This is a genomic window from Psychromonas sp. KJ10-5 (assembly GCF_055808325.1).
Window position 1 is genome coordinate 1,889,306 of the sequence record NZ_CM147864.1, and the last position, 26,046, is coordinate 1,915,351.

Genomic DNA, 26,046 nt, shown 5'->3' on the forward strand with positions numbered 1-26,046 from the left:
TCCGTATAGTATACCCAACAATAATTTACCACGGAGAGTCACATGGCTTACACAACTTTCTCTACCCTTTCCAACGATGCAATGAAAGAACCTATGTTCTTTGGTAACCCGGTTAACGTGGCTCGTTATGACCAACAAAAATTTGAAGTATTTGAAAAATTAATCGAAAAACAGTTATCGTTCTTCTGGCGCCCAGAAGAGATTGACGTAAGCCGCGATCGCATTGATTTTTTAAACTTACCAGATCACGAACAACATATCTTCATTTCAAATTTGAAGTACCAAACGCTTTTAGATTCAATTCAAGGTCGTAGTCCTAACATGGCATTACTGCCTATTGTTTCGTTACCTGAATTAGAAACTTGGATCGAAACATGGTCTTTCTCTGAAACAATTCACAGTCGTAGTTACACGCATATTCTGCGTAATCTATTTACTGACCCAAATGAAGTGTTTGAAGATATCGTCAATAATGATGAAATTCAAAAGCGTGCTACTGATATCTCATTTTATTACGATGGTTTAATTCATGCAGTGCAATTTATGCAACTGCACGGCTTAGAGCAAAATGAAGTTGCTTACGTTAATCTTGATGGTAAAACAGAAAAATTAACATTACGTGATATTAAAAAGAAACTGTATCTATGTGTTTGTTCTATCAATGCACTAGAAGCGATTCGTTTTTACGTATCATTTGCTTGTTCGTTTGCCTTTGCAGAGCGTGATTTATTAGAAGGCAATGCCAAAATTATCAAGCTAATTGCACGTGATGAAGCATTGCACCTAAACTCAACACAGCAAATGCTGAACCTTTGGGCTGATGGTAAAGATGATCCAGAAATGGCTGAAATCGCTATTGAATGTTTTGCTGAAGGTCGTGACATCTTCTTAAAAGCGGCAGAGCAAGAAAAAGAATGGGCACAATACCTATTTAAAGATGGTTCAATGATTGGTCTTAATGAAGAAATTCTATGCCAATATGTTGAATACATTGCAAATCAACGTATGCAAGCGATTGGCTATGAAGCACCATTTACAGTTAAGAGCAACCCAATTCCATGGATTAACCACTGGTTAGTCAGTGACAATGTTCAAGTAGCACCGCAAGAAGCTGAAATCAGCTCTTACTTAGTAGGTCAAATCAACAGTACTGTTGATAGTGAAGACTTAAGCACCTTTGAACTATAAGAACAGCCAACGATATGTCCTCTAAACTCACTTATAATGATAAACAATATACTTTGGATGAAGAGGCGACACTGCTTGAGAATTTAGAAAAGCAGGCAGTGTCCGTTGAGTTTCATTGCCGAGATGGGCACTGTGGTGCTTGTCGATCACAGCTTGTCTCAGGCGAAGTTTCCTACACCACTTTCCCAATGGCTTACCTGAAAGATGGCGAAGTATTATTGTGCTGCAGCAAAAGTAAAAAAGACATTACAATCAAGTCCCTTTCATAAATAGAATGAATTTTAGACAATAAAGTCAAACTCTCATCACTCATTATTTTAAAAATACCAACTAGATCACCTTCATAAAATAAATTTATATTTAAATATAAGAAATATATACATGTTTTAATCGTTATCTAATGGCATAATCAATTACATCATATTTTTATCACATGGAATCTAGTGTTTATACTATGAAAATATTCTCTTCCTTAGTTATTTTAACTGTTACCTTGCCTTTTTTATCCGGTCAAGCGGCGGCACAAGTAAGATTTTCTGAAGGTTATGAAGCTGCGCATTCAGGTAACTATAAAAAAGCAGTAGAAATTTGGTTACCACTTGCAGAAAAAGGGGATGCTCCAGCACAGTACACAATTGGTTGGATGTATGAAAGTGGACAAGGTGTTCAAGAAGACTTAAAGAAAGCCGTGTATTGGTACAAAAAATCGGCACAACAAGAATATGAAGCAGCACAATATGTACTAGGAACACTATACGAAAAAGGCGCGGGTGTAGAACAAAACAGCGAAAGAGCCTTAAGTTACTACTTATTAGCTGCCGAACAAGGCGATCCAATTTCACAATTCCAAGTGGGTAACTATTACCAATATGGTATTGGTACTTACAAAGATAATGATAAAAGTATTTTATGGTATGAAAAAGCGGCTAAGCAAGGCCATATAAATGCACAAATTGATCTTGGTAAAATATACCAATCAGGTGAAGCCTTAGAGATAAATTATGAAAAAGCAGTGCAATGGTATCAAGCTGCAGCCGATCAAAATAATGCCCTAGCGCAATATCAACTCGCCTATATGTATGAACATGGGCTAGGCAAACAACAAAACTATTCTAAAGCGATACAACTCTATTCAAAATCTGCGAACAACGGTTACTCTCAGGCCGCATTTAAGTTAGGCACTATTTTTGAGTCTGGTGACAGTGGTGAAATCGATAATGCAAAAGCCATTAGTTGGTACCGTCGCGCTGCACTACAAGGTAATACTAACGCTCAATTCCAATTAGGACGTTTATCAGAACTGGGCAAAGGCACTGAAAAAAGTATACAGCGAGCTATTGACTGGTATACGCAAGCTTCAAGAAGAGACAATGCTGAAGCCTATTACATACTGGGCCAAATTTATGAAAAAGGCACAACAGATTACCGCCACAATATAAGAGCTAATTTACAAAAGGCAGTAAAAAACTATCAATATGCTTCTGAGCTTAATTACCCTTTAGCACACGCAAAATTAGCCTACTTTTATGAGATGGGTATTTTTACCAATCAAGACAAAGATGCAGCCATTGATCTTTATAAAAAGTCACCACAAATATGGGCAAAAGAGCGACTACAGCGACTAATTAACCATGACCTTTGTTTAGAAGAAGCCAGCACTCGAATGTTCAACGAACTAATCAGCTGTGCTAACCGAAATTTATTAAGAAAAAAAATCAAACAGCAATCCATTAAAGTCATCTCGGAGGATGATCAATCGTTATTAGACACCTATTTTACCGGTGCAGTGATCAAAGGGACTAGCGAGCTGACCATGGAATACACTGAGACAAATGACTTTGCTAAAGCAACTTATACTTATATCGGTAGAAACAAACCTGAATTAATAGATAAGGTTAAAAACCAAATCATCGAAAAATATGGGCAACCGAGCCATTCAATAGGCGATACGTCACAGGGAGAAGCCAGCTTTCATTGGATATTAGATGACAATATAGTGGTGAATGTCTTTAGACTTTGGCCTGATACAACCACTTTTGTTGAATATGAGCTGCTTACTGAACCACATAATGAATATTCGATTAAAAGCCTTTAATAAATTTAATGTTAAGTAATGGGTGTCTTTTATACATTCATGAACCTATCTTCCCATTAATGACGAAGCACCGTAGACCAGACATCATTAACCACAGTCAAATACTATCAATCATCTAAATATAGGAAGCCCTCTCGGACTAAATTAACAGGTAAAAAGCAGCGTAATACTATAAAATAATGCTGCGCAATGTTTTCAAGACCAATCCCCTAATTATATAAATAAGTGAGTTCATGGATAGCACAATATTACTCTTCATTGGCATGGCCTTTAGTTTTGGCATGATCATTAACTTAACGGGTTTACCGCCAATGGTAGGCTTTTTGTTAGCAGGTTTCACACTTAATTTCATGGGCTTTGAGTCATCCGATGCATTAGTTACCTTAGCTAACTTAGGGGTAACCTTACTGCTCTTTTCAATCGGTTTGAAATTGAATATCCGCACTCTATTAAAATCTGAAGTATGGGCAGGTGCAAGCATTCATATTGTCGCCAGTATTCTCTTTTATACGGCGATCTTGTTTATTATTAAACAGTTAGGTGTTTCATTATTTGCTGAGTTAGACATCTATGGGTTAGTTCTTATCGGCTTTGCACTGAGCTTTTCCAGTACTGTATTTGCAGTAAAGATTTTAGAAGAAAAAAGCGAAGCTAACTCGTTATATGGACGAATCGCCATTGGTATCTTGATCATGCAAGATATTTTTGCCGTCTTATTTTTAACTATTTCCGTTGGAAAAGTTCCTTCTATCTGGGCGATTGGTTTACTTGCGCTACCGTTAATTAGACCGCTGCTGTATAAAATATTAGATAAAGCAGGCCACGGTGAGTTACTGGTCTTATACGGTTTCGTATTAGCCTTGATCGTTGGCGCAGGTTTATTTGAAAGCCTTGGTATGAAAGCCGATTTAGGTGCGCTAATTGCTGGTATGTTATTAGCTGGACACCCAAGTGCAAAAGAGATGGCTCGTTCACTATTTAACCTAAAAGAACTGTTCCTCGTCTGTTTCTTCCTAAACATAGGTTTTGGAGGGTTACCGCAATTTGATCACTTAATGATTGCACTGGTGCTATCTGTGTTATTAGCCGGCAAAATTGTCCTGTACTTTTTAACGCTCAGTAAATTTAAATTACGCTCTCGAACCTCCCTATTTGCGGCTTTTAGCTTAGCGAATTACAGTGAATTTGGATTAATCGTTGCTTCTTTAGCGACTTACAAAGGCTGGTTAAGTCGAGATTGGTTAATTATTACTGCGATTGCCGTATCGCTTAGCTTTATTATCGCCGCTTTATTAAATAAGTATGCAGATGCTATTTATGACCGTTATCGTTTAGCCTTAAAACGCTATCAAGCAACACGTTTACATTTAGATGATCGCCCAGTACGCGTTGGCGATGCACAAATTTTAGTCATGGGAATGGGCCGAATCGGCGTAGGTGCATACGATGCGCTAAAAACCACTTACGGTGAAAAAGTAATGGGTATTGATTATAACCACCTCACTACCTTACAACATCGTGAAGCAGGACGACGAGTTATTACCGGCGATGCATTAGATTCAGACTTTTGGAATAAATTACAGCTTACAGACAAAATTAAACTGATTCTCTTAGCCATGCCAGACCACAATGGTAACCGTTATGCGGCAGAGCAGTTAAACAATATTGAAAACTGTAGTTTTAAAGTAGCTGCACTGGCACATTATAAAACCGATGAAGAAGAACTAAATGCCTTAGGCGTTAATTTAGTGTTTAATATGTATGAAGAAGCTGGTGCAGGATTTGCGCGTCATGTTTGGACCGATTTCCAGACAATTTTAGAAAAAAGTCCACACAAATTGGACTTATAGTAAGAAATATCAGGCTATCGATGTTTTTTGTTAGTAAATTGTACTGATTTCGTGTGACTTTTGATGTTTATTCTGCAAAAATCAACTCTCTCAGTATGTTGATCTAGTTTGATCACGAAGCATTTTAGTTAATAAACTAATGCTTAAAAGTAATTCAAGAAGTAACGAATAACCTTATTATTCGTTTACAATATAAAAGGTAACCCTATGTGTTCTATTTTTGGTGTGCTCGACATTAAAAGCGATCCTATCGCATTGCGTCAACAAGCAATTGAAATGTCAAAACTGCTTCGTCATCGCGGCCCAGACTGGTCTGGCGTTTATTCTTCTGATAAAGCGATCCTTGTTCATGAACGTCTTTCTATCGTTGACGTGAATAATGGTGCACAGCCTTTATACAATCAAAATAATACACACATCCTTGCTGTTAATGGCGAAATCTACAATCACCAAGAACTAGCAGCTGAACTAACTTGTGGTTACCAGTTTAAAACTAAGTCTGACTGTGAAGTTATCCTTGGTTTATACGAAGAGAAAGGTAATGCTTTCCTAGATGACCTAAACGGGATCTTTGCTTTCTGTTTATATGATCAAGAAAAAGACAAGTACCTAATTGGTCGTGACCACATGGGTATCATTCCACTATATCAAGGTTGGGATGAGCACGGTAACTACTACGTAGCATCAGAAATGAAAGCGTTAACGCCTATCTGTGCAAAAGTATCTGAGTTCCCACCAGGGCATTACTTAGACAGTGAAGTAGGTGAATTAACTAAATATTACGTTCGTGATTGGATGGAATATGACGCGGTTAAAGATAACGGCGGCAGCGCTGCTGAAATCGGCCAAGCATTAGAAGAAGCGGTTAAACGCCAACTAATGTGTGATGTACCTTACGGTGTATTACTATCTGGTGGTTTAGATTCTTCAGTTATCTCTGCTATTACACAAAAATTTGCTAAGCAACGTGTTGAAGATAATGACCAAAGCGGCGCATGGTGGCCACAACTGCACTCTTTCTCTGTTGGCCTAGAAGGTTCACCAGACTTAGCAGCTGCACAAAAAGTAGCTGACGAATTAGGTACGGTTCACCACCCTATTATCTTTACTGTACAAAACGGTATTGATGCGCTGAAAGAAGTTATCTACCACCTAGAAACTTATGATGTAACGACTATTCGTGCATCAACGCCTATGTACTTAATGGCACGTAAAATTAAGGCGATGGGCATTAAAATGGTACTATCTGGTGAAGGTGCTGATGAGATCTTCGGTGGTTACTTATACTTCCATAAAGCACCAAACTCTCAAGAATTCCATGAAGAGTTAAACCGTAAACTAAGCAAACTGCATATGTTTGACTGTTTACGTGCTAACAAATCAATGTCAGCTTGGGGTGTTGAAGCGCGTGTACCATTCTTAGATAAAGAGTTCATGGACGTAGCAATGCGTACTAACCCTGAACTTAAAATGATCAAAGATGGCCGCATCGAAAAGAACATTCTACGTGAAGCGTTTGATGGTCAATTATTACCTGAAGTATTATGGCGTCAAAAAGAGCAATTCTCTGATGGTGTTGGTTACAACTGGATTGATACACTAAAAGAGCACGTTGAAACATTAGTGACGGATCAACAACTAGCAACAGCTGAGTTCAAGTTCCCAATCAATACACCGGATACAAAAGAAGCTTACTTCTACCGCAGTATCTTTGAAGAGCACTTCCCACTAGACAGTGCTGCAGAATGTGTACCACACGGTAAATCTGTAGCTTGTTCTACAGTTGAAGCATTAGCTTGGGATGAAAGTTTCCAAAACAATGCAGACCCTTCAGGTCGTGCTGCTGGCATCCATAACGATGCTTACGCGCAAAAATAATTTCAGCTTAAACTGAAACCATTAAAGCGCTCAATGAGCGCTTTTTTTATGGGACAAAGAAAATGAATAGATGTTTATGTAAAAGTGGTCAAACCTATCAAGATTGTTGTCAGCCGCTACATGAAGGCCAACAAAGGGCAAAGACCTGTAAACAACTAATGCGTTCTCGTTACAGCGCATTTTGTTTACAACTTGGAGAATACTTATTTTCTACTTATCACCCTGACTATCGCGGTGACTTAACCGTTGCACAATTATCTGAGCAATCACTGGATTGGAAAAACCTTGAAATCGTCAGTACTGAGACAGGAAGCGATAAAGGGTTTGTAGAATTTAAAGCCTGGTACCATTTAGAAGGGCAACTACTTTGCCACCATGAACACTCAAACTTTGTAAAACAGCAAGGACAGTGGTTTTATTGTGACGGAACTTTTTATCCTGAACAAAAATCAGGTAAGATACAGCGCAATGATAGTTGCCCCTGTGGTAGCGGTAAAAAATATAAGAAGTGTTGTGGTTAAACGTTTCATCATTAAGTGAATACAGATCTACACAACATGCTTTAATCAATAGAGAAAATAATGCAAAAGAAAACACTATTAACAACTTGCCCTGACTCAAAGGGTTTGATTGCACAAATTACTAATATCTGCCAAAAACACCAACTAAATATCGTTAAAAATAATGAGTTTGTTGACCATCAATATAATCGCTTTTTTATGCGTACGGAAATTGAAGGTTTTTTCAATGATGAAACGTTATTAGCAGACTTAGATTATAGCCTGCCGGCAGGTTCATCACGTGCATTGATCAATTCAACACAACGTAAACGTATCGTTATTCTAGTGACGAAAGAAGCGCACTGTATCGGCGATATTTTAATGAAAAGCACCTATGGTGGCATCGATGTTGAGATTGCAGCGGTTATTGGTAATTATGATGTATTAGAAGATTTAGTCACTAAATTTAACATTCCATACCACACGGTAAGTCATGAAGGGTTAACACGTGAAGAGCATGAAGAGAAAGTATTAGAAACTATTGCACCTTATACTCCTGACTACGTTATTTTAGCCAAATACATGCGTATTTTAACGCCTAAATTCGTTGAAACTTATGCAAACCGTTTAATTAATATTCACCACTCATTCTTACCAGCGTTTATTGGTGCAAAACCATACCAACAAGCTTTTGACCGTGGTGTGAAAATAATTGGTGCAACGGCGCACTTTGTTAATAACGACTTAGATGAAGGGCCAATCATTACACAAGATGTGGCACACATTGACCATGCATATAATGCAGAGCAACTTGCAAAAGCAGGACGAGATGTTGAAAAATCAGTTTTAAGTCGAGCATTACAGCAAGTATTAGACGATAAAGTCTTTGTTTACGCTAACCGTACCGTAGTCTTTAAATAATTAAGGTTAAATCATTAACCTATAAAAAAACCTTAACGATTGTTAAGGTTTTTTTTAATGTTCGGTTATCAATAAAACTAAGTAATAGAACAACCTAGATTAATTAAGATTGAGGTTGTTGTTCAGCCATATATGCAGATAGTTCATTCATTGACGCGGTTGTAACCACTTCCCCGTTTAATGAGAAAGTTACCTTCTCCCCTACTTTTTCCCCACGCAATACTGCTTTTTCACCATTAGTGTAAACAATATCGTAATCAATAGTATTTTCATTTACTGGATTTACTTGTACTGAGTAAACTGATTTTTCATTATCTGTTTTATTGGTTAATGGTTTTAACGGTGCTTTTCTTAGAGACGGATCTAACCCTTCATTTATTTGATATTGAGTTTTCACCTCAGAGTCGAAAATATGTGGGCTACCGTTCAGTGGATTCTTTCCAGTCCAGAACTCTAAAGAGTTAAAGACAACGACATCAACTGCTAATGTTAATGCATAAACAGGTAATAATAAGATATTAACGCCACCACGAGCGTAGCGGTTATCAACTACCTCTAAGTTAAACTGCATGACTTTATCAGTAACGGCATTACTACCAACACAAGCAGATAAAGCTGACGTTAACGACACAACAGCAGTTAACATGGCTACTTTTTTCACAGCACTTTTAGGCATTTTGTTTCCCATAAATATTTTCCTATTTTGATATATAAAAACAAAACTAATCCCCGTTACCCCACTTTTTGATTCTCTTCTGCAATACAAAAAACAGTGGGTTGTATCAGCGTAATGTTAGTTAAGTTGCCATTATGACAGCACACAATAAGTGAAGTTCAACCAAGGACGTTTTGTCAGGTCCTTCCATCACTTTACTCAATAACCCACTATTAATTAATAGGCAAAGCGTAAAATCGTCATAAAGTATTACTCATATCAATATCTGGGACGGGTTACTTTTAAAGGATTATTGTCTAAATCTAAGTTTTTATATTCATCTAATAGGCTTGTACCGATACCTGATAAATATTGGCTTTCAGTTTCCACTCCGGCCATGTCAAACTCCTTTGCAGCATTGACTCGTAACTTTTTATGTAACGGTAAATTATCAATGATATCAACAGGTAAAACGTCCAATTTATTTCTCGATAATAGCGCTTCATTACTTAATAACTGTTTAAGGCGAATATCAGCTAACTTTCCTTGATGCAGATCTGTATTTAATTCTGCCAATAATTTGCTCGATGGCCCAGTGTTCAACAATGGCTGACTTGCTGGCAATTCAAAATAAGTGCGTAAGTCTTGCTGTTGAGCCACCTGTTCAGGATTAGTTTTCACATCAAACTGTGCAAAATCACGAGCATCATCAGATAAGAAACTCAGTAACAAATTAAACTTATCGCGGGTGCCAGCATGTACAGCAGTATTTAACTGTTGTCCTAACTGCCATTCATTAATTACCGCTTGCTGTTTAAGTTGTTCAATATTCATACTGAAATATGAGCTCCTACTGATTTTTTATGTCCACTCCTATTTTTATCGGCAACAAGCTGATTTTATTTAATGTTTTTTTGAATTTAATCTTCACATGTAATTATTTTCTGATATTATGCTCCTCGAAATAACGGAGGGGTTCCCGAGTGGCCAAAGGGAACAGATTGTAAATCTGTCGCGAAAGCTTCGGTGGTTCGAATCCACCTCCCTCCACCATTTCACCTTCATTCTATGCAGACACGCCGTTTTTGCTTCTAATTCCTTTTAAATTATTAAAACATAATGTAAAAAGGGCTATATCTTGACAAATACCGCCTACACTCCTTTACTTATTTTTATCCATTAATGTACTTGGTATTATCAGCAAAGAAGATTGTAAATTAGATTGGTATTAATTATGTATCGTTATAATAATAAAAAAATATTAATAGTAGATGATCAAAAGCCATTCCATGTAATGATGAAGACCATGCTAATCAACCAAGGTGCTAAAGATATGACCTTTGTTGAAACAACAGATCAAGCAGTCAAAGTGGCTAGTCTCATTAAATTCGATATTTACTTGTTTGATTACAATTTAGGTGCAGGTAAGAATGGCGTACAACTTTTAGATTATCTAAAGCAAAATAAGTTAATCCCAGACCACGCAATTTGCTTTATTATCACAGGCGATAGTAATAAGCGCATGGTGTTAACGGCTATGGAAAAATCACCCGATGATTACCTAATGAAGCCCTTTTCTCCTGTGCAATTAAGTACCCGGTTAACCGCTGCTACGCAACGAAAGTCAATGTTGCAAGATATCTATAAAGCGATTTCAGATCAAGATTACCCATTAGCTATCTCCCTTTGTAAAGATAAGATTCAAGCCTCTTCGGAAAACCGTAATTTGTGCAAGAACTTATTAGCTGAAATCTATATTGAAACAAAAGAGTTTGCCAATGCAGACCGTATTTTAAAACCATTAATTGAATTAAGGCCGCTGGTTAGGCCGTGTATTAGCCTAGGTAGATCTCTGTTTTTACAGAAAAAGTATAAAGAGTCGATAGAAGTATTAACACGCTTGATTGAAAGCTCACCTTTACAGATGGAAGCTTACCGCTGGTTAGCACGTTCATATAAGCAAGATGGTCAACTAAACAATGCATTAACTATTTTAACTCAAGCAGCGAACGCCACTCATCACAGTATTGAACGTCATCAAGAAGTGGCTTTATTAGCTAATGAGATGGAAGAATATTTAGTGATGGTTAATAGTTACTCATCCATTTTATTCTTAAGTCGTAACTCTTTTTATCCAGACCCTTGTCATCTTGCTAACTACTTGCGCAGTATTCTTAATCTAGCTAAGCAAGAGACTGACTTGAATGAGCGCAGGCACATCTTAAAGCGTGTCTCTTCGACCTTATATCAAAGCCGCTTTGAAGAAGGTAAAAATAAAGATTTCAACTTTAATGGTTTTGATGAAATATACCAAGCCAACGTATTATTTACGTTAAATGAGCCACTTAAAGCCAAACGTCGTATTTTTAATACCTTAAAAAATACAACCAGTGCCGTTGCCGACTTCGACACCACCTTTTTGATTGAAAGTTCATTATCTTTACTAGATATTGGCGAATTTGAAGAAGCAACACCACTACTTGCTGAATTAGATCAACGCCATATCATTGATCCAACAACAAAAATTAATATTAAGAAACATACTGGTCAGGCTTTACAACGACGAATGGATAATTTTAAAGGGCATAACAAGGCTGGTATCGAATATTTTACTAATGGTCAATATGAAGAGGCTCTAGAGCGCTTTGATCAAGCTTTACTGTTAGAGCCTTTAAATTCGGGTGCTATTTTGAATCGTTCACAAGTATTTATTCATATGCTGCAACAAAATCCTAAAAACAAAGGTGATTTGATCATGAAATTTCAAAACACTACCGCATTATTAAACAATACCCATTTGCCTGAAATCCACTCTGAGCGTTTACAAGCACTACGTCATGAACTTAAAAAGATTAAAGGTACGATTTAACGGTTAACCATCTTATGCAAGTCATATGATTGATAGTAAACCGTTATACATAAACAGGTTAGCGATAACACCACAAGCTGTTTGACACGTTCGATACTCTTAAAAAGAGTGGTTAACCGGCATGTGCAGCCCTTAAACTAAGCTTTTGTTAGGGCCAAACACTTCATAATGAATTTTATCATCGCTAATCTTCAAGTCTTTTAATTGTTGATAGACAGCTTTCATCATGATTAGCGGGCCACAAATATAATATTCTGCACCTGACGGTAATAGCGAGTGTATTTTCTGCAAATCAATTAAGCCATGATGTTCACCTTGTGCGGTCAGGTCAGCTTGTTGGTAAAAGCAATGTGCATTTACTTTTTGTTGCTCTACAAGTACATCAAGTTCATTTTTAAAAGCATGATGTTGGCGATCTTGAGCACCATGAATAAAATGTACTTCACGAGGATTAGTTTGCTTAGTTAAGGTTTCTAACATTGCTTGCATCGGTGTGATGCCTACGCCACCACTGATCAGTACCGCAGGATTATCCGTTTGTTGTAACACAAACTCACCACATGGTGGTGTTACTTTTACTGTATCACCCACCTTAAATTGACTGTGTAGATAGTTAGAAACAAGCCCTTCCCCTTGCGCATTCAGCTCTTTTTTCACAGAGATACGGTACCCTTTTTCATCGAAGGCACCAGATAAACTATATTGTCTTATCTGTTGGTAATCTTGTCCCTGTGGGTGTAAGTGAATGCTAATATACTGACCCGCCATGTATTCGGCAATAGGCCCCTGGTCGCTCGGTTGTAAATAGAAAGAAGTAATCAAAGGTGTTTCTTGCTGCATTTTTACAATAATGAAATCACGAGTACCTGACCAACCACCTGTTTTATCAGCATTTTCTTTATACAGTGCTTTTTCTCTTTCAATAAACACATTCGCTAATACACCATAACCACTTGCCCAAGCAGCAATCACCTCCTCTCCGGGGTTTAACACCTCTTCAATAGCTTCTAACAGCGCGCTTCCCACCAACGGGTAATGTTCTGCTTTAATGCCTAAACTGGCATGTTTTTGAGCAATACGCTCTACATCACCTAAGATCACTGACAAGTTATCAACATATTTTGAAAAGGCATAAACTGCCATCGCTAATGCATGCTTTTGATTGCCAGACTGCTGATTGGTCATGTTAAAGATATTTTTTAATTCAGGGTTTTTAGCCAGTAAGATTTGATAAAAGCGTCCAGTGATCTGCTCGCCATATTCAGCCAAAGCAGGTGTGCTCGCTTTAATTATTGCAATTTCATTATCTGTTAACATGTGCTACCCCATTAAGTTGCATTTAAAATACTGATTTAAAATTAAGATGCATATTAAATACTTATTTTAAAAGATGCAATTAAAATGCATAATTAAAACTCAATCATTAACATGAAATGAAACAACAGAATCACACGACGTTAAAAGGTTATCTATTGCAACTCACTAAACATACAGATTATGCAATCCGTGTATTAATTTATTTAAATACACAAGTTGATCAGGCTCCATTAGTTAAAGCAACTGACATTGCTGAGCTATTTGGGATTTCGTTTAATCATCTTACTAAGGTTATTCATCACTTAGGAAAAGCCGGGTTTATTCAAACGGTGCGGGGAAAAAGTGGCGGGATAAAACTAGCTAAACCAGCAGATCAGATAAATTTAGGGAATGTTATTGAAGTGATGGAAAGCACCTTGTCACCAGTTAACTGCCAAGATCCACCTTGTCGCTTAAACAGTGTTTGTTTGGTCAAACCTATCTTCCACAAAGCAATGCAGGCTTTTCTAGACGAGTTAAGAAAGCATAGTTTAGCGGATATCTGTATCGCTAAAAGCGATGATGTTTGGAAGGTAGCAATCGAACTTGCATAAGTCGCTATTACAGCACTCGCACAGTGCTCACTTAGCCGCTTTGATTAAGCACATGACGCGAATATTGAACCACTTGTTCAGTCACCTGTTTCATCAGTTCACCACCTAATTGCCAGCAATGCCAATATAACGGAACACGCACTCTCTGTTTAGGCAATAAGTCCACCAGCGCACCACTCTGAAGGTGTTGCTCAACACTAAAGGTCGTATTAAAACTATAAGCGCCGCTAGCAAGAGTTAAGTCGACAAATGCTTCCGAAGAGCGAATAGTATGGCAAGGATAATGCCCCATCTGTAATTGAAAGTGCTCACGCATAAACGCAAAATGCATATCATCATGCTGATCAAAAGACATAGCCGGCGCGTGTTGTAAACTCTCTCTGTTTACTCCATTTTTAAAAAATCGTTTAATAAAGCTTGGGCTGGCAACACAAACATATTCCATGTATCCAAGAAAATAGCTATCACTACCGCTAATAGCCTTAGCTTTACTCGTTAAACATGCCAATGCTTCACCGCTACGCATACGCTCCCACGTCGTTGACTCATCTTGTACAAATAGATTAAGTTGTACATGTTGTTGCTGAATAATTGGACTCAATGCAGTAATTAACCAACTAGCTAAACTATCCGCATTCACCGCTAACGGCAAAGTGAGGGCTTGGTTGGTTTGCAGGTCTAGTTGTTGATTTAACTCCATCTCCAATTGCAGTACACGTTGATAGTGGCCCAAGAGAGTACGGCCTAAGGGCGAGGATTGAGGCGGCGTAGAACGAATTAATAATGGCTCTCCAAACTGCTTTTCTAATGTTTTAATACGCTGTGAAATTGCAGATTGAGTAATAAATAACCGTTGAGCAGCACGTTCAAAACTTTGTTCCATCACTACTGCATCCAATGCTTTCAATAATTTATAATCTATTTGGCTTAAATCCATCGCGATGTCTCCACTCATTGCCAATCATTAGTAAAACTTATTAATCATTAAATTTATTAGATACACTAACATACAGAAAAAAACTATAGTAGCGACAACTAACAATCATCGACTGGAATCCTATGCTCACTACTTACTTTACCGGCCTCACTTTGATGGCAACTTTAATTATGCCAATAGGTATGCAAAATGCGTTTGTCCTTAATCAGGGGATTCGTCGCCAATACCACTTATTTGTGGCAGGGTTTTGCTCTATAGCCGATGCCGTATTTATGTCCGTTGGTGTTTGGGGCGGAGCAAAAGTATTCAATACTAACCCTTGGTTACTCACGGGTATTGGTATTCTAGGTGCTGTGTTCATGTATTATTATGGTTTCCTCTCTTTTAAAAGTGCCACTCAAGGTGGAAACAACCTTAATGGTGAACATAAAAACCGTAATTTTAAAGCGATTCTATTAGCTTGTTGCGCTTTTACTATTCTTAATCCGCATGTGTATATTGATACTGTGGTTATCTTAGGTGGTTTTGCTGCTAACTTAACGGTAGAGCAACGCCCTTGGTTTGTATTAGGCGGCGTAAGTGCTTCATTCATTTGGTTCTTTGGTCTGTCTTTATTAGGTCAAAAGCTAGCTCCTATTCTTTCTAAACCGAGAAGTCAGCAAATAATCGATTTTGTAATAGCTTGTATGATGTGGGTATTAGCGACTTATTTGCTATATTATGTATTAACGAATTAATACATAATAAGAATGCGTAATACATGGTTATACAGAAAAAAACTCCCCACCTAAGGCTAAAAGAGCGCATCTTTGAAGTGGATTTATTACGTGGAAGTGCCATTATATTGATGGTCATCTTCCACTTTTGTTATAACCTAGCTGTGTTTGACTGGTGGGATATTAATACAAGTACACAACTTGAATGGCGTATCTTTAGAAGAGTTATTGTCAGCGGTTTTTTACTTGCCGTAGGTATGAGCAGTTACCTCGTCTATTCGCAGCAAATCCGATGGCTCAAATTAACTAAATCGACAATGAAACTAGTGTTTGTAGCTTGGTTAATTACTGTCGGTAGCGTATTCATGTACCCTAATGCTTGGGTCTACTTCGGTATTATCCACTTTATTGCAGTGGCCCTCCCTATTGCAGCTATATTTTCACGCTTTCCAAACATTGCGCTTATTTTAGGCGTGAGCTGCTTAATTACCTACCAACTAGGCTGGATTAGTATGAAGCCAATATGGGAGTGGTCAGTTCACAATCTACATATCCCAACGAAAACTATCGACCTAGTAAGCTTTGTCCCGTGGATTGCATCGGTATTAATTGGCATATATTTAATGCATAAGTCATTATTTAACCTAAAAATACAAAACAATAATATTACCAATAGCTTAGCGAGATTAGGTCAACACTCATTGGCCATTTATATACTACATCAACCTATTATGTACGGGATAATGCTAGTCATCAGTAAAGCATAAATAAAAAACTCATCTATTATTATCGCGAGTCCCCCACTTTGGTCAGCTTCAAGGCATCTTCAAACGGGCACTCATCCACTATTTATTATATTATGTTGCTACTTACTTAAATGTACCGTTATTAGGAAACTTATTTTGCATACGCTTGCACAGTTAAAATCTGGGAAATTACTTGGAATTAAACGTTTACAGTTAGTTGAATCGTTAACAGAGTTTCCAATGGAAATTTTAACTTTAGCCGATACCTTAGAAATATTAGACCTATCAAACAACCTGCTCAGTAGTTTGCCAAAAGAGATAGCGCAGCTTACTCATTTAAAGATTATTTTTGCCTCTAATAACCGTTTTACTGAATTGCCTGACGTATTAGGTACTTGTCCTAATTTAGAAATGGTTGGCTTTAAATCAAATCAAATTGTTACGGTTACCGGCGAATCATTACCGCAACAATTACGTTGGTTGATTTTAACTGATAACCAAATAACCCAACTACCAGAAGCACTAGGTTACCGGACTCGTTTACAAAAACTAGCTTTGGCCGGTAATCAACTTAAACGCTTGCCTAAAAGTACGGATCAACTATTAAATTTAGAGTTATTACGTATCTCTGCGAATCAATTATTGGCATTTCCGATCCAAGTGTTAAACCTGCCTAAACTAGCTTGGTTTGCCTTTGCTGGTAATCCATTCTGCTGTAACGAACAAAAACAACATGCAATTCCTATGATTGATGCCTCGCAATTTGAATTACAAGAAGTGCTTGGTCAAGGTGCCTCAGGCATTATTTATAAAGCCAAGTGGGCTGCAACAGCTAACCAGGATAAAGCTTACCCTACGGAGATCGCTGTTAAAGTCTTTAAAGGCGAAGTAACGAGTGATGGTTATCCTCAAGATGAACTGGATGCTTGCCTAAGAGTGGGAGAACACCGTAATTTAGTCAAACCGATTGCTCAAGTTGCTCAACCAGAACAATTAGCCTTAGTAATGGAGCTGATTCCAGCATGCTTTAAAAACCTAGGTTTACCACCTAATTTTGATACTTGTACTCGCGATACCTTTGCAGCCGGATTTGAGTTACCTATCTCAACCATCAAAAAATTAGTCGAGCAGATGCAAACCGTGTTTGAGCACTTACATGATAAGCAGGTTTGCCATGGTGATTTATATGCTCACAACACACTATTTGATACACAGGGCAATATTATTTTTGGAGACTTTGGTGCCGCCAGTACTTATCAAGGGTTGTTACCTATTATTCAAAGCACTATTAAAGAGATAGAAGAACGAGCGTTAATTCACTTTATTGACGATCTATTAAGTGTTTGCCGTGCTGAAGATAAAGAAGACCATGAATATCTAGCGCTAAAAGTATTAACCCAATAAGGCTTAATGGACAGTAACTGAGTAACTTAAAGACTTTAAGTTACTCAGGCATCTAAAATAGTAGATTAACGCAAGTCATCCACTACAGCTAACATTGCTACTAATGATGCCTCCCCAAGTTTGATAGAGCGCTCTGGAGACCACCCCATAGTAGGATCTGGCACGTTATCGTTATCCTTAAACGGCATTTCTAATGTGTTGGCTAAACAATCAAATTGCTCTGCGACCCAGTTTGTTGCTACTGTCATATTCGCTTCACCTGGTGCATCAACGTCATAACCAAACTCAGATTGAAAATCTGCACTCGCTAACTTAAATACTTCAGAGAATTTATCACGTAGCTGAGCAAGTCGATCACTGTAACTTGGCGTCCCCTGTGAACCCGCAAGAAACACAAATGGTAAAGCCTCATCGCCGTGCACATCATAAAAGAGATCAACCCCTGTTTCTTTCATTTTATTAATAACATGAAAGACTTCTGGGCTTTTTTCTAGACTTGGGTTTAACCATTCTCGGTTTAAGTTAATGCCAGCTGCATTAGTACGTAAATGCCCACGTACGCTTCCATCTGGATTCATATTAGGCACGATGTAGAAATTCGCTTTATCCAACAATAATTTAGCCGTTGCATTATCACTGTCTAATAAACTGTGTAGCAAACCGTCCACTAACCATTCCGCCATGGTTTCACCAGGATGTTGACGTGCAGTTATCCAAATATTACGCTTATTAGGATCATCATCCCCTACTTTAACCAATGTTAAATCACGCTTATCTAAGGTTTCTCCTAAATGAGCTAAACTAACTAGCGGGTGCATTTGCACTGCAGCTAATAAATCTTGATGGCGTTCGTAACTATAAGGTGCGAAATAAGCAATTTGTATATTTTCGCAATCCATATTAACCACAATGCTTAATTTACCATCTTTATAGAAAGTTGGTAAACGGAACCAGTGTTGACGATCATAAGAAGCGACGGCTTGGTAATTTTCCCAGCCTTCTAAATAAGAAGCCTCACCAGCATTAACAATATTCAATACATATTGTTCGCCTACTTCTCCTTCTACACGAAAGTTAAACCATTGAAAAAACTCGTTACCGACATCTGGGCGAATAGCGAGTTGAACATCTTTTTTATCTTCCAAATTAATGACTTCGATGTTCCCTGAATCGAAATTAGCGGTAATTCGCATAACCTTTCCTTTATGAATATCTTAAAGAGTTTTGAGCATAACTGATTACACCATAACAACAAGTCTTTAAGATAATGCGCTAGGTCATAAACAATTAAAAAAGATAAATATGATAACCAAAATTTGCGCTCACGCTCATCACTGGCTGACTTGATATGCTAATTTAAATTAATACTACAATATGACTAGATTATTAAAATGAATAAGGCAATTAACGATGCAACATAACCAATTTATTATTCCAGTATTACTCGCATTTACTTCTTTCGCTCAGGCTAACGTAACGTTCTCAAACCCTGATGGTAGATTAGGCGAACCGGTTAACTATTCGCAGTTTCAGTCCGTTTTGAAAGCCTCTGAATTACAGATTTCAGACCCTGAAGGTAAAAAAGGTAACAAGGAATATTTTGCATTAGATGGTGACTTCAGTGGCATTGTGAATCCTTACTTTTATGTTGATAAAAACAGTGAAGCCTTAGTGTTTAAGATGAAGCAAACACACCTACGTAATGAAGTGCGCGTTCATAACAACTTTCGTACCGACTTACCTAATAAACATTACACACTCAGTGCAGAAGTAGAGATTATTGATCCAATGGGTTCGATGAAAGATTCTGATTCTAAACAGAATGAGATCACCTTCTTACAGGTACACAACAAAGGTTTAGATAACCAAGGCACACATAATGTGCCACATCCATTATTGCGTGTTGTTTGGAAAGAGAATAACAACGGCGTAAAAGGTCACTTTTGGGGTATTGTGAAAAATAATGCAGTTATTTGTAAAGGGACTTTTGGTAAAAAGAATAAAGATAAAGAGATGTGTAAGGCAGATGTTGCTTATAAGAAATATGACTTAGGCAAAGCACCAATTGGTAAAGCAACAGCATTTGATATCACGGTAGGAAATAAAAAACTGCTGATTGACGTCGATGGTGAACGTCTTGTACAGCATGATATCGATTACTGGCGCCATCTACTAAGCTACTTTAAAGCAGGTGTTTATAATCAATTTACCAATGGTATGAGTGAAGCACACTTCTACAAATTACAATACAAAGCGACTGAAACTGAGTAAATCAATAACGAGTGTTAACCTTTGTGCGCCTTATAAGCAGGGTTAACACTTCACTTCCGCTACAAAACAGAACCAATAAATGTTAATAGACTAATCAATCTGTAAATACTTATGCATTTGTACCGATAAACGCCAATTACGCTCGATACACACTTTCATACATAAAGCCGTTGCCTTGGCTTTTTGTGAGATGGGCTGCAAGCTAATGGTTTTATCGGATACTGACTTTAGTTTTGCTAATAGTGCATCTAATTGTTCAATATCCTTTTCAGTACCCACTGGGTGCTTAATTTCATTGGCGCGTTGCAAGGCCTCTTTTAACACCTCTTTTTTACCGCGCATATTTACTTTAGGCGATAACGTCACCCAAGTTTGTTGATCCACTAATACCGGGTAAGTTCCACTTGTTTCAATTTGAATCGTAAAACCAAACTCATGCAACACTTGAGTAAGCTCTCGTAGGTCATACATACAAGGCTCACCGCCAGTGATAACGATTAAATTAGCGGTATAACCTAAACGTTTTATTTCATCAACAATCTCTTTAGCAGAACAGTCAGCCCAACGGTCAGACTCATTACTTTTATCCGTAACAATAACTAAATCAGACTTTTTATCCGGATCAATTTCCCAAGTATGCTTAGTATCACACCATGCACAGCCAACATCACAACCTTGTAAACGAACAAAAATAGCAGGCACCCCAGTATAAAAACCTTCGCCTTGAATAGTTTGAAATAATTCATTTACTTTATAGTTTTGACTCATTGACGTAACATGCCTTCTTTTGAATATACTTGCTCACTTTTTATTTGGGCTGTTTATAAGTGAATACAATAGGAAACACAAGCGTTATGAGCAAAAAGGTCGTGGTTATTTATTCTGGTGGTATGGACTCTTATACTGTTTTACATAAAGCCATTGAAGAAGGGTTAACCCCTTTTGCGCTTACTTTTGATTATGGTCAGCGCCATGTAAAAGAGATTCAAATGGCCAGTGAGGTTTGTGAATCACTTAATATCAACCATAAAATTATCGACATCACTGCAATTAACCAATTAATTGGCGGGTCTTCTCTCACAGATAGCTCTATTGAGGTCGCAACGGGTGATTATGACAATAACAACATGGTGAATACCGTGGTGCCTAACCGCAATATGATCTTACTTTCTTTAGCAGTGGGTTACGCAGTTTCTATTGGTGCTGAAAAAGTATATTACGGAGCACATTCAGGTGACCATGAAATCTACCCTGATTGCCGCCCTATCTTTGTTGAAAAAATGAATGAAGTAGCAGCAGTAGCTAATTACGAAAAAACAGAAATTCACTCACCTTACTTGAAGAGCGATAAAGTAGGCATCTTAAAAGATGGACTCAGAATGGGCCTAGATTACAGCAAAACATGGACCTGTTATAACGGCCGTGAAAAAGCCTGTGGCGAATGTGGTAGCTGTAAAGAACGTTTAGAAGCCTTCGCTAAGAATGGCTTAAGCGACCCAATTAGCTACGAAGCTTAAGTATAAAGGTTTAATACTAAGGAATAATATGGCTAATATTAATATCGACTTTACCCAAAAGGTAGTCATCAATACGCAACAACAAGATTGGATAAAAAGTCCAATGGCGGGCGTATTGCGTAAACCATTAGCCAGATCCGAAGATGAAGTGCACATAACTAGTATTGTAGAATATGCCCCGCAGTCATACTTTAGTGAGCACCCTCATCCACAAGGTGAAGAAATTTTTGTATTAGAAGGTGTATTTTCTGACCAAGATGGCGATTATCCAGCAGGTACTTACCTACGTAACCCTCCAAACAGTCGCCATAAACCTTTCAGTGAACCGGGTTGTTTAATTTTTGTAAAACTCAATCAATTTGATGATACCGACTGCCAAACTATACGTATCAATACGCAACAAGCTCCTTGGTTACAGGGTATCGGTAATTTACAAGTGATGCCTTTGCATGACTTTGAAGGGCAACATACTGCACTGGTGAAATGGCCAGCAGGAGAACATTTTAAACCACATAAACATTTTGGAGGGGAGGAGATCTTAGTCATTTCAGGAACTTTCCAAGATGAGTTTGGTCTTTACCCAAGACATACTTGGATTCGCAGCCCACACATGAGTGAACACAATCCGTTTGTTGAAGAAGAAACAATCATTTTGGTTAAGACAGGTCACCTACCGTTATAGCCCACTTTATAGATAGAGGGTAACGGTTAATAAAACAAGCAGGATCAGCGCCAATATTCAACTATTTCAAGCTCTGCTATTCCAAATCAATGATTTTTTTTATAAAATGTGAAGTTACGCCTTTATTTGGCATGCTTTTTCCTATTCATACGTTTTAAATCAGAGAGCTGAAATGTTACTAGATCCTTATTATATCCAGCAAGACAGCAACATCACCATCAGTGCAGAGCAAGCAAGCATTTTTGCCAAAAAAGAATGCCAAGACTTTAACCCTATCCATGATCCTGACTCAAAAAGATTCTGTGTACCTGGCGATCTATTGTTTTCATTAGCATTAAAAGAATACGGTGTAAGCAAATCAATGAGCTTCACTTTCACCAACATGGTAGGTGACAATATTCCATTAACTTTCCCTGAAGCAACAAGCGACGATATTATTGTCACTAATGCGCAAGGCAAAAGCGTACTAGAAATCAGCAAGTCAGGTCAAATGACACGAGACCTAGACTTAATTGAATCGTTAATAAAAAACTACGTTGTATTTTCTGGTCAAAACTTCCCAGCGCTATTAATGCCGTTAATGAAAAAACATCAAGTCATGTTTAACCCAGCTCGTCCATTAGTGATGTACAACAGCATGAGCTTTGAATTTGATAGTCTTACCTTGACCAATCCCCTGCGCGTAGAATTAGCTGAAAGTAAGCTTGAAGTGGAATCAAAACGTGCTAACGAATTCTTACATTTTGATATTTATGACGGTGATAAAATCATTGGGCGTGGTATTAAAACCGTAGTTGTTGGTGGTTTAAAACCTTATGACCATGATGCTATTACCGCCTTTGCTGATAATTACCTAGCAAATCGTAACGCATTTTAATCTAGCGTTAATCCCCCTAAAATGGCACCAACATATTAATGATTGGTGCTTATATTTATTATTCTGAACAGCTAAACCTCACAACACATTAACGAAATCGCAAATTATCACTGGATAATTGGTCTATTGATGTTTTCCCCATCAACTTCATATCTCGCTCCAACTCTGCTCGCATCAAACCTAATGCCTTTTCAACACCCGGTTGACCAGCGGCTGCCAATGGGTATAAATACATTCGCCCTATTCCTACTGCTTTTGCACCCAGTGACAAGGCTTTTAAAACATGGGTTCCACGCTGTATTCCACTATCAAAAATCACATCAATCTCATCGCCAACCTCTTCTACAATTTCAGCTAACTGATCAAAAGAACTGCGAGATCCATCTAACTGTCGGCCGCCATGATTAGAGATGACAATACCTGTACAACCTATTTCGACAGCTTTTCTTGCATCCTCCTTACTCATGATCCCTTTCAAACAAAATTGACCATCCCAAAATTTCACCATCTCAGCGACATCATCCCAATTCATTGACGGATCTAGCATAGTCGTAAAGTAGTCACCAATCGACGTAGCTCCGCTCCCCATATTCACATGTTGATCAAGTTGAGGCAGGCTAAAAGGCTCATGAGTTACATAATTAATTCCCCACATCGGCTTCAATACAAACTGCAACATACCACTTAAATTCAGCCTAAATGGAATTGAAAAACCCGTTCTTAAATCACGCTCGCGGTTGCCTCCTGTGATGGAATCAACGGTTAGCATCATGACTTCTACCCCGGCTGATTTAGCACGCTCCATCATTGCTTTATTCAAAGCCCGGTCTTTATGAAAATAGAATTGATAAACTTGTGGTGTATTGGTCTGTTTAGCTATTTCCTCCATGCTGACAGTGCCTAATGAAGACACGCCAAACATAGTCCCGTATTTCTCTGCAGCCGCTGCTACAGCTCTCTCACCTTGATGATGAAATAAACGTTGTAATGCCGTAGGTGAACAATATATTGGCATATCTAGTTTTTGCCCCATTACTGTTACTGATAAATCTACCTCTTTAACCCCTGTTAATACATTCGGTATTAAGTCACAGGTTTCAAAAGCACTGGTATTACGACGGTAAGTGGTTTCATCATCAGCCCCACCATCAATATAATTAAAAATAGGACTGGGCAAACGCTTTTTTGCCAAAGTACGAAAATCTTGAAAGTTATGGCAGTCTTTTAATCTCATGAATGACAAGGTCACAGCAGTATTCCTTCTTTATTGAATATTTGTGAATCAGCACCTGTCATTCACTATAGTCCTGGTTTTATTTGCGATAAATACAACATAAAATAATAAACTCTTTCCCAAAACGTCGTAATCACTATGAACTCAGCAGATTTAACCTTATTTGTATACGTGGCGGACAATGGATCTTTCAGTAAAGCAGCACAACTCGCTGATTTATCAAAGCCAGCATTAAGCAAAAGAATTACCAAATTAGAGAAAGCATTAGGGGTACAATTAATTCACCGTACCACGCGACGCCTGAGTTTGACGGAAGCTGGAGAAAACTTATATATTCATGCCAAAAATATTAAGGGGCAAGTCAGTGATGCTATTGCCTCTGTTTCTGCTTTTAGCCAAGGGTTAAGTGGTCATATCAAAATATCTGTTCCCACTATCTCTGGCGAATTGCTACTGGCCGAAGCAATTGCTGATTTTTGTGACTTGTATCCTAATATTACTGTGGATATACGCCTTGAAAATAACTTTGTTAACTTAGTTGAGGAAGGGTTAGATTTAGCAGTACGTACTGGTACATTAGAAGACTCGAGTTTAATTGCAAAGCCGTTAATTCAATCTAACTGGGTAGTGTGTTGTTCACCCGACTATCAAAAAAAGCACGGTGAAGTGACAAGCCTTGAAGACTTAAAAACACGCAATTGCCTTGCTTATACTTATCAGGCTCAAGGTTCTTTCGATTGGCGGTTTACTAAAGATGGCATAGCAGAAACGGTGCGTATTAGCGGTAATTTAGCCACTAACAACGCGCAAGCATTACGTAAAGCAGCATTAGCTGGATTTGGCATCGTTTACGTACCTCGGTGTTGTGTGTATCCAGATTTACAAAAAGGCGAACTCGTTACCATTCTCCCTGATTATACGCCAAGGCAACTCGGTGTTTACGCCATCTATCCTTTCACCAAACATTTACCAGAAAAACTAAAACGCTTAATCGCGCATATTAAACAAGCCTATCAACACAAAAAAGAATATTTTTAGTCAAACAAAAAATAAGACGAATACACTCTTTATAAATTTTATTAAAAAATTTTACTTTAGCTCTTGAAAACTATTTTTAGCCACCCTAAATATAATAGTGTGATGCGATGACACATTGATAACGACTCATCGCTTATTGTTTTATTTTATTTACTCCAAGGAGACTTATTATGAATACAATTGATTTAACTCCTCTTTACCGCAACAGTGTTGGCTTTGATCGTTTAGCCTCACTGATTGATAACGCATTAAGCACAGATACAAAAGCATCAGGTTATCCACCTTATAATATCGAAGTCCAGGGTGAAAATGAGTATACGATATCACTTGCCGTAGCAGGTTTCTCACAAGACGAGTTAGATATTCAAGTTGAAAAAGGCGTATTAAGTGTTTCAGGCAATAAACATAATACGCAAGAAGAGCGCAAATATTTACATCAAGGGATTCCAAATCAATCTTTTGAACGTAAATTCAATTTAGCAGATTATGTTGAAGTAACAGGCGCAGATCTCTCTAATGGTTTGTTAAATATTAACTTGGTCAAAGAGATCCCAGAAACCATGAAACCTAAAAAGATTTCAATCAATCAAGTGGATAAATCTTTAACTCACCAAAAACAAGAAAAAGTGATTAACGATAACAGTAAAAATAAAGACAAAGTCGCTTAAAAGCTTTTTATCAATAGGATAAAGTGGGCATACAATAGAGGCAGTCAAACTGCCTCTATACTGAAGACAGCCTTAAAGTTATTGAAACCA

General features: G+C 37.8%; 25 protein-coding genes and 1 tRNA gene. 19 read left to right on the forward strand and 7 right to left on the reverse strand.

Annotation, left to right across the window (positions count from 1 at the left end; all coding sequences use genetic code 11):
- Positions 1-42: 42 nt before the first annotated feature.
- The 7 genes from nrdB to purU all read left to right on the forward strand — a co-directional run bounded on the left by nrdB (position 43) and on the right by purU (position 8,432).
- The gene (gene nrdB / locus AC0L3W_RS08395) at positions 43-1,188 is read left to right on the forward strand and encodes a class Ia ribonucleoside-diphosphate reductase subunit beta (RefSeq protein ID WP_290039829.1); all 1,146 of its coding nucleotides are present in this window, start codon (positions 43-45) and stop codon (positions 1,186-1,188) included.
- Between the two features lie 14 nt (positions 1,189-1,202).
- Positions 1,203-1,457 carry a class I ribonucleotide reductase maintenance protein YfaE gene (yfaE, locus tag AC0L3W_RS08400; protein WP_290039830.1) on the forward strand — a complete coding sequence of 85 codons (255 nt, stop codon included), beginning with the start codon at positions 1,203-1,205 and terminating at the stop codon, positions 1,455-1,457.
- A 185-nt stretch (positions 1,458-1,642) separates the two neighbouring features.
- Positions 1,643-3,283 carry an SEL1-like repeat protein gene (locus tag AC0L3W_RS08405; RefSeq protein WP_409439194.1) on the forward strand — a complete coding sequence of 547 codons (1,641 nt, stop codon included), beginning with the start codon at positions 1,643-1,645 and terminating at the stop codon, positions 3,281-3,283.
- Between the two features lie 233 nt (positions 3,284-3,516).
- Positions 3,517-5,133 carry a cation:proton antiporter domain-containing protein gene (locus AC0L3W_RS08410; protein WP_290039832.1) on the forward strand — a complete coding sequence of 539 codons (1,617 nt, stop codon included), beginning with the start codon at positions 3,517-3,519 and terminating at the stop codon, positions 5,131-5,133.
- 207 nt (positions 5,134-5,340) lie between these two features.
- Complete coding sequence (gene asnB / locus AC0L3W_RS08415; RefSeq protein WP_290039833.1) at positions 5,341-7,011, forward strand: asparagine synthase B; 1,671 nt, start codon at positions 5,341-5,343, stop codon at positions 7,009-7,011.
- Between the two features lie 62 nt (positions 7,012-7,073).
- Positions 7,074-7,532: a YchJ family protein gene (locus tag AC0L3W_RS08420; RefSeq protein ID WP_409439193.1), complete on the forward strand. Its 459-nt coding sequence runs from the start codon at positions 7,074-7,076 to the stop codon at positions 7,530-7,532.
- A gap of 60 nt (positions 7,533-7,592) precedes the next feature.
- Entirely contained in the window at positions 7,593-8,432 is an 840-nt protein-coding gene (gene purU, locus AC0L3W_RS08425) for a formyltetrahydrofolate deformylase (RefSeq protein ID WP_290039835.1), read from the forward strand.
- A gap of 103 nt (positions 8,433-8,535) precedes the next feature.
- On the opposite strand, the gene AC0L3W_RS08430 is transcribed toward purU, so the two are convergent.
- Entirely contained in the window at positions 8,536-9,120 is a 585-nt protein-coding gene (locus AC0L3W_RS08430) for a DUF3332 family protein (RefSeq protein ID WP_290039836.1), read from the reverse strand.
- A gap of 246 nt (positions 9,121-9,366) precedes the next feature.
- Entirely contained in the window at positions 9,367-9,921 is a 555-nt protein-coding gene (locus AC0L3W_RS08435; RefSeq protein ID WP_290039837.1) for a VC2046/SO_2500 family protein, read from the reverse strand.
- Between the two features lie 135 nt (positions 9,922-10,056).
- Between AC0L3W_RS08435 and AC0L3W_RS08440 the strand changes: the two genes are divergently transcribed.
- Both AC0L3W_RS08440 and AC0L3W_RS08445 read left to right on the forward strand, forming a co-directional pair.
- A tRNA-Tyr gene (locus tag AC0L3W_RS08440) sits at positions 10,057-10,140 on the forward strand.
- 181 nt (positions 10,141-10,321) lie between these two features.
- Positions 10,322-11,956, forward strand: a complete 1,635-nt coding sequence (locus AC0L3W_RS08445; RefSeq protein ID WP_290039838.1) for a response regulator — start codon at positions 10,322-10,324, stop codon at positions 11,954-11,956.
- 132 nt (positions 11,957-12,088) lie between these two features.
- On the opposite strand, the gene hmpA is transcribed toward AC0L3W_RS08445, so the two are convergent.
- Positions 12,089-13,273 (reverse strand): NO-inducible flavohemoprotein, encoded by a 1,185-nt coding sequence (hmpA, locus tag AC0L3W_RS08450; RefSeq protein ID WP_409439192.1) that lies wholly within the window; start codon positions 13,271-13,273, stop codon positions 12,089-12,091.
- 116 nt (positions 13,274-13,389) lie between these two features.
- Between hmpA and AC0L3W_RS08455 the strand changes: the two genes are divergently transcribed.
- Complete coding sequence (locus AC0L3W_RS08455; protein WP_290039840.1) at positions 13,390-13,866, forward strand: RrF2 family transcriptional regulator; 477 nt, start codon at positions 13,390-13,392, stop codon at positions 13,864-13,866.
- 31 nt (positions 13,867-13,897) lie between these two features.
- On the opposite strand, the gene AC0L3W_RS08460 is transcribed toward AC0L3W_RS08455, so the two are convergent.
- Entirely contained in the window at positions 13,898-14,821 is a 924-nt protein-coding gene (locus tag AC0L3W_RS08460; protein ID WP_290039841.1) for a LysR family transcriptional regulator ArgP, read from the reverse strand.
- 104 nt (positions 14,822-14,925) lie between these two features.
- On the opposite strand from AC0L3W_RS08460, the gene AC0L3W_RS08465 reads away from it, so the two are divergent.
- The 3 genes from AC0L3W_RS08465 to AC0L3W_RS08475 all read left to right on the forward strand — a co-directional run bounded on the left by AC0L3W_RS08465 (position 14,926) and on the right by AC0L3W_RS08475 (position 17,669).
- The gene (locus AC0L3W_RS08465; protein ID WP_409439190.1) at positions 14,926-15,540 is read left to right on the forward strand and encodes a LysE/ArgO family amino acid transporter; all 615 of its coding nucleotides are present in this window, start codon (positions 14,926-14,928) and stop codon (positions 15,538-15,540) included.
- Between the two features lie 23 nt (positions 15,541-15,563).
- Positions 15,564-16,286 carry a heparan-alpha-glucosaminide N-acetyltransferase gene (locus tag AC0L3W_RS08470; RefSeq protein ID WP_409439189.1) on the forward strand — a complete coding sequence of 241 codons (723 nt, stop codon included), beginning with the start codon at positions 15,564-15,566 and terminating at the stop codon, positions 16,284-16,286.
- A 135-nt stretch (positions 16,287-16,421) separates the two neighbouring features.
- Positions 16,422-17,669 carry a protein kinase domain-containing protein gene (locus AC0L3W_RS08475; protein WP_409439188.1) on the forward strand — a complete coding sequence of 416 codons (1,248 nt, stop codon included), beginning with the start codon at positions 16,422-16,424 and terminating at the stop codon, positions 17,667-17,669.
- 65 nt (positions 17,670-17,734) lie between these two features.
- On the opposite strand, the gene AC0L3W_RS08480 is transcribed toward AC0L3W_RS08475, so the two are convergent.
- Positions 17,735-18,862: a M14 family metallopeptidase gene (locus tag AC0L3W_RS08480; RefSeq protein WP_409439187.1), complete on the reverse strand. Its 1,128-nt coding sequence runs from the start codon at positions 18,860-18,862 to the stop codon at positions 17,735-17,737.
- A 217-nt stretch (positions 18,863-19,079) separates the two neighbouring features.
- Here AC0L3W_RS08480 and AC0L3W_RS08485 point away from each other — a divergent pair, with 217 nt between their 5' ends.
- Positions 19,080-19,940 carry a polysaccharide lyase family 7 protein gene (locus AC0L3W_RS08485; protein ID WP_409439186.1) on the forward strand — a complete coding sequence of 287 codons (861 nt, stop codon included), beginning with the start codon at positions 19,080-19,082 and terminating at the stop codon, positions 19,938-19,940.
- A 90-nt stretch (positions 19,941-20,030) separates the two neighbouring features.
- Here AC0L3W_RS08485 and queE read toward each other — a convergent pair whose 3' ends face one another.
- Positions 20,031-20,708, reverse strand: coding sequence for a 7-carboxy-7-deazaguanine synthase QueE (gene queE, locus AC0L3W_RS08490; RefSeq protein WP_409439185.1), 678 nt, complete (start codon positions 20,706-20,708; stop codon positions 20,031-20,033).
- Positions 20,709-20,794: 86 nt separating this feature from the next.
- Here queE and queC point away from each other — a divergent pair, with 86 nt between their 5' ends.
- The 3 genes from queC (at position 20,795) to AC0L3W_RS08505 (ending at position 23,016) form a co-directional block, all read left to right on the forward strand.
- Complete coding sequence (queC, locus tag AC0L3W_RS08495) at positions 20,795-21,457, forward strand: 7-cyano-7-deazaguanine synthase QueC (protein ID WP_290039848.1); 663 nt, start codon at positions 20,795-20,797, stop codon at positions 21,455-21,457.
- Positions 21,458-21,485: 28 nt separating this feature from the next.
- On the forward strand, positions 21,486-22,139 hold the full coding sequence (locus tag AC0L3W_RS08500) for a cupin domain-containing protein (protein ID WP_409439184.1): 654 nt from the start codon (positions 21,486-21,488) through the stop codon (positions 22,137-22,139).
- Positions 22,140-22,311: 172 nt separating this feature from the next.
- Positions 22,312-23,016, forward strand: coding sequence for a DUF3581 domain-containing protein (locus tag AC0L3W_RS08505; protein ID WP_409439183.1), 705 nt, complete (start codon positions 22,312-22,314; stop codon positions 23,014-23,016).
- 88 nt (positions 23,017-23,104) lie between these two features.
- On the opposite strand, the gene AC0L3W_RS08510 is transcribed toward AC0L3W_RS08505, so the two are convergent.
- Positions 23,105-24,265, reverse strand: a complete 1,161-nt coding sequence (locus tag AC0L3W_RS08510; RefSeq protein WP_409439182.1) for an alpha-hydroxy acid oxidase — start codon at positions 24,263-24,265, stop codon at positions 23,105-23,107.
- A gap of 123 nt (positions 24,266-24,388) precedes the next feature.
- Between AC0L3W_RS08510 and AC0L3W_RS08515 the strand changes: the two genes are divergently transcribed.
- Both AC0L3W_RS08515 and AC0L3W_RS08520 read left to right on the forward strand, forming a co-directional pair.
- Positions 24,389-25,288 carry a LysR family transcriptional regulator gene (locus AC0L3W_RS08515; protein ID WP_409439181.1) on the forward strand — a complete coding sequence of 300 codons (900 nt, stop codon included), beginning with the start codon at positions 24,389-24,391 and terminating at the stop codon, positions 25,286-25,288.
- 170 nt (positions 25,289-25,458) lie between these two features.
- Positions 25,459-25,956: an Hsp20 family protein gene (locus AC0L3W_RS08520; RefSeq protein ID WP_409439180.1), complete on the forward strand. Its 498-nt coding sequence runs from the start codon at positions 25,459-25,461 to the stop codon at positions 25,954-25,956.
- The last annotated feature ends 90 nt before the right edge of the window (positions 25,957-26,046 follow it).

Excerpts from the sequence above, each read along its gene's own strand:
- AC0L3W_RS08465 (WP_409439190.1), top strand. The coding sequence starts at position 14,926 with ATGCTCACTACTTACTTTACCGGCCTCACTTTGATGGCAACTTTAATT.
- queC (WP_290039848.1), top strand. The coding sequence starts at position 20,795 with ATGAGCAAAAAGGTCGTGGTTATTTATTCTGGTGGTATGGACTCTTAT.
- nrdB (WP_290039829.1), top strand. The coding sequence starts at position 43 with ATGGCTTACACAACTTTCTCTACCCTTTCCAACGATGCAATGAAAGAA.
- AC0L3W_RS08410 (WP_290039832.1), top strand. The coding sequence starts at position 3,517 with ATGGATAGCACAATATTACTCTTCATTGGCATGGCCTTTAGTTTTGGC.
- AC0L3W_RS08405 (WP_409439194.1), top strand. The coding sequence starts at position 1,643 with ATGAAAATATTCTCTTCCTTAGTTATTTTAACTGTTACCTTGCCTTTT.
- hmpA (WP_409439192.1), bottom strand. The coding sequence starts at position 13,273 with ATGTTAACAGATAATGAAATTGCAATAATTAAAGCGAGCACACCTGCT.
- AC0L3W_RS08435 (WP_290039837.1), bottom strand. The coding sequence starts at position 9,921 with ATGAATATTGAACAACTTAAACAGCAAGCGGTAATTAATGAATGGCAG.
- AC0L3W_RS08500 (WP_409439184.1), top strand. The coding sequence starts at position 21,486 with ATGGCTAATATTAATATCGACTTTACCCAAAAGGTAGTCATCAATACG.
- AC0L3W_RS08430 (WP_290039836.1), bottom strand. The coding sequence starts at position 9,120 with ATGGGAAACAAAATGCCTAAAAGTGCTGTGAAAAAAGTAGCCATGTTA.
- AC0L3W_RS08455 (WP_290039840.1), top strand. The coding sequence starts at position 13,390 with ATGAAACAACAGAATCACACGACGTTAAAAGGTTATCTATTGCAACTC.
- yfaE (WP_290039830.1), top strand. The coding sequence starts at position 1,203 with ATGTCCTCTAAACTCACTTATAATGATAAACAATATACTTTGGATGAA.
- queE (WP_409439185.1), bottom strand. The coding sequence starts at position 20,708 with ATGAGTCAAAACTATAAAGTAAATGAATTATTTCAAACTATTCAAGGC.
- AC0L3W_RS08480 (WP_409439187.1), bottom strand. The coding sequence starts at position 18,862 with ATGCGAATTACCGCTAATTTCGATTCAGGGAACATCGAAGTCATTAAT.
- AC0L3W_RS08520 (WP_409439180.1), top strand. The coding sequence starts at position 25,459 with ATGAATACAATTGATTTAACTCCTCTTTACCGCAACAGTGTTGGCTTT.
- asnB (WP_290039833.1), top strand. The coding sequence starts at position 5,341 with ATGTGTTCTATTTTTGGTGTGCTCGACATTAAAAGCGATCCTATCGCA.
- purU (WP_290039835.1), top strand. The coding sequence starts at position 7,593 with ATGCAAAAGAAAACACTATTAACAACTTGCCCTGACTCAAAGGGTTTG.
- AC0L3W_RS08420 (WP_409439193.1), top strand. The coding sequence starts at position 7,074 with ATGAATAGATGTTTATGTAAAAGTGGTCAAACCTATCAAGATTGTTGT.
- AC0L3W_RS08445 (WP_290039838.1), top strand. The coding sequence starts at position 10,322 with ATGTATCGTTATAATAATAAAAAAATATTAATAGTAGATGATCAAAAG.
- AC0L3W_RS08515 (WP_409439181.1), top strand. The coding sequence starts at position 24,389 with ATGAACTCAGCAGATTTAACCTTATTTGTATACGTGGCGGACAATGGA.
- AC0L3W_RS08460 (WP_290039841.1), bottom strand. The coding sequence starts at position 14,821 with ATGAGTGGAGACATCGCGATGGATTTAAGCCAAATAGATTATAAATTA.
- AC0L3W_RS08485 (WP_409439186.1), top strand. The coding sequence starts at position 19,080 with ATGCAACATAACCAATTTATTATTCCAGTATTACTCGCATTTACTTCT.
- AC0L3W_RS08470 (WP_409439189.1), top strand. The coding sequence starts at position 15,564 with ATGGTTATACAGAAAAAAACTCCCCACCTAAGGCTAAAAGAGCGCATC.
- AC0L3W_RS08505 (WP_409439183.1), top strand. The coding sequence starts at position 22,312 with ATGTTACTAGATCCTTATTATATCCAGCAAGACAGCAACATCACCATC.